Below are 3,185 nucleotides of genomic sequence, written 5' to 3'. Positions count from 1 at the left end.
TTTTTTTTTTTGCGGTAGAGCAGTCTGTGATTGCGGTGCGGCAGGGGGCTGTGCCATATGCTGGTTGGTGAGCGTTCTGAGGAACCGGCAAACTCCCCCCCCACCCCGCAAAGGGCGTAAAAGGGGGTAAGAGTTTTGCCCGCGCGATATGCTGGCCGGAGCCGCGCCCATCGTCACCGGAACGGACCTATGGTAGAACGTCCGTTTGCATGTTCCCGCGTCTACGCCGCGACATTTCGCCCAACATGCTGGCACTGGTCCCAGAACCGCGCCCAAGGGCAAAAACCCAATATAAGCGCATTACATTCAACCACTTGTGCCACTCCCCAGGCGTCCGCTCAAAAATGAAGTATCTTCCCCGGTAGCGGAATTCTCACGCGTGCGGTCGCCGTCGTCACTGACCCCCCAACCGCAAACGGCCTTTGCAAACACGCAACAAGTGCCTGCAAAAACAGGTTTTTTCGGGATTCCTGGGAGACTGTGCGGCGGGAAAATTCTTGAAGAATACAGAAGGTTCATGCAAACTGAATGAACTGGTTTCTGTCGCTGCGAACAACAGACTCCACAGGAACATTGAGGAGGTCGAAAACCTCAATGAACCCGAAGAAGCTCGCCTAATGGCGGGCTTTTTTCGTTCTACTCGCCTTCAACGAAACAAGCAAGTCCAAAAACGCAATTTGAGCGCGATAGCACATCAAATCTACAAAAAACGCACTTTCACCCGACCAAACAGCCAAAAACGCACCAGAAACGTTTTTACGCGCCTGAATAACTATTCACGAAAGCAATGCGCGATCTGTTTCGAGCGTTCAGAAGGGCGAACGGGTCAAAACAGCAAACTTTCTCATCAGAAAACGGTGAACGGGACGCGGAATTTTTTCGCGGGTCGTGAGGCGTTGGACAAGCGAAGCGCGTCAGTTTTTCCGGCTCTTGCCCGTGACAGGTTTCTCCGCCAGTTTATCTTCCAGTGTCACAACTTTCTGATACACCGCCGCTGTGGCGTTGTAGTTCCTGTCGAGCATTGTTTTCATTCCCCATCCAAGCACACAGAACATAACCAGAAAAGCCACTGACACCCCACCCAGCCATTTCCAGCTATACCCTTTAAGGGTGTTGTATTCCTGCACGATATTGCTGTGAATTGTCGCAATATCCCTGTTCAGGGCATCCGCGTTTGCCTTCATGTTTGCGACTGACTCTTCCAGCCGCTGAAAATCCTGGCTGATGCGCTCACCTATCAGCCCTGCAACATCCAGCTTCTGCACCTCGTTTCTGACTTCATCCCTGACCTGTTTTGCCACACCGTCAGAAATATCCCGATATCCGCGAAGTGTTTCCCTTGCCACAGCCAGAGAATCAGCAACAGCTTTCTGTTGCTCCATTGCGGTATGTTGCAGATGCTCCACCGATAACAGGAGCGTGAGTAATTTTTCTTCTGTGCTGGCCATGTTCAGAATCCCATAGAAAATCCACGTGACGGTGATTTAACCCGTTCAGGTTCAGTTCGGTTCTGTCTGCTCACTCTGTCTCTCATGTCAAAGCCATGCTCCCGCGCAACATCATGTTGCAGCCTTCTAACCAGTTCATGTTGCTTAACCGGAGTGTCCAGCCATTCCCTGATGTCATACCCGACCGTTCGCGCCTGTTCAAGATGGCGGGAATAGTCCGGTTCAGACCGTTTTTGCATGATGTCATGACGCTGGGCATCATCAAGCCGTCCGGCAGCTTCAAAACCCAGATGCACTTCGGGACGTCGTTCAATGCCCTGTTCTTTCAGCGTCCGGCAGTCAATGAAGCCCCTTTCAAAGCCATGCTTTCTCATATGTTCGTTGTGCTTCACCTCCCAGCGTTTTCGCAATTCCCGCAACTGCTCTTTTTGCTGAGTGAGAGTCAGGCTTCCGGAATCCTTTTTCGCACCTCCCCGCTCGGGATACCTGGCGTTATAGCGCCGGAAATACTGTTCCGGTGTACGTTCAATGCCATCATTCACACGCTGGCTCATCATGATATGCGCATGAGGCTGTTCGCCGCCGTCAATGCTCGCTTTCGGATTGTGAATGGCAAAACTCCAGGCGTGCCGTTCGCCAGCTTCCTGACGTACAAAATCCTGCACCAGTTCAAGGCGCTGTTCCGCTGTCAGTTCACGGGGTAATGCAATTTCAAGTTCCCGATAGGTCGAACCGTTCGCACGTTCAAACTGGTCAGCAGCCTGCCAGAAATGTGAGGGATTATCTCGCGCCCATTCCGGCATGTTTCCGTGTGCGGAATATTCCAAATCCTGACGGTCGCGGTATTTCTCTTTGCGCTCGATGTAATCGGCGTGGTTTGCAGCCTGCCCCTTGCCACCAAATTTAACGCTGAGGTGATAGGTTGCCACGGTTTCAGCCCTCCGCAGGAGCGCACTGTTTCTCGACGAAGGAGAGAAACATATAAGTGCGCTTCCTTCTAATTTTACGAATTAGCACGGAAGATACCCCCTGCACCCGCCGACCGCAAGCGATATACTGCACGACCACAACACACCGCAAAAAAACACCAGGGAGCACCACGAACATGCGCATCAGCAACATCGAATGGCTGAAGAAACGGATCGGATTCATCAGGAAGCTCGGAGAACAGACCGCACGACAGAGACAGATTATTGACCTGCTCGACAACGAAGCAGGACTCACAGAACAGGAACGCAAACTCCTCCACGTACTGGCAACAGCGGAAAAAAACGACTTACAGGCACAGGAGAGCGAACGAAAACAGGCGGTCCAAAAACGAATCGAGGGAAAAAAACAACGACGAGAACGCAATCACCGACTCTTTCTCGCGGCTGGGCTACTGATCGAAGCAGGACTGGTAGACACAAAAACAGGCGAGCTATGCTATAAAAAAGACAGTATATTACAGGCACTTAAGGAAATTAAGTACGATCTGGAGACATCCCCAAACCCAGACGCGTAAGTGCCTCCATCCGTGTTCCGGTTCACTTCCGCTTCCTCGCCCACTCGCTCACTACGTTCGGTCGCTGGGGCTGCGGCGAGCGGAGTGATCTCTCTCTCGATCCTGTGGGGATCTTTTTTTTTTTTGCGGTAGAGCAGTCTGTGATTGCGGTGCGGCAGGGGGCTGTGCCATATGCTGGTTGGTGAGCGTTCTGAGGAACCGGCAAACTCCCCCCCCACCCCGCAAAGGGCGTA

3 protein-coding genes are annotated in these 3,185 nt (G+C 52.4%); 1 reads left to right on the top strand and 2 read right to left on the bottom strand.

Translation table 11 applies throughout. The annotated features are described in order from the left end of the window. Positions 1 to 914: 914 nt before the first annotated feature. Both K0778_RS25360 and K0778_RS25355 read right to left on the bottom strand, forming a co-directional pair. A complete protein-coding gene (locus K0778_RS25360) occupies positions 915 to 1,448 on the bottom strand; it encodes a hypothetical protein (protein ID WP_000168772.1) in 534 nt (177 codons plus the stop codon). A gap of 2 nt (positions 1,449 to 1,450) precedes the next feature. Further along, positions 1,451 to 2,377, bottom strand: a complete 927-nt coding sequence (locus K0778_RS25355; protein WP_014342223.1) for a MobA/MobL family protein — start codon at positions 2,375 to 2,377, stop codon at positions 1,451 to 1,453. A 176-nt stretch (positions 2,378 to 2,553) separates the two neighbouring features. On the opposite strand from K0778_RS25355, the gene K0778_RS25350 reads away from it, so the two are divergent. Then, positions 2,554 to 2,952, top strand: a complete 399-nt coding sequence (locus tag K0778_RS25350; RefSeq protein WP_106645285.1) for a hypothetical protein — start codon at positions 2,554 to 2,556, stop codon at positions 2,950 to 2,952. The last annotated feature ends 233 nt before the right edge of the window (positions 2,953 to 3,185 follow it).

The organism is Escherichia sp. XD33, assembly GCF_019375075.1.
GTDB classification, from domain to species: Bacteria; Pseudomonadota; Gammaproteobacteria; order Enterobacterales; family Enterobacteriaceae; genus Enterobacter; species Enterobacter flexneri_A.
The sequence above is the reverse complement of the archived record's forward strand: the minus strand, read 5'-3'. Positions and strand labels throughout refer to the sequence as shown.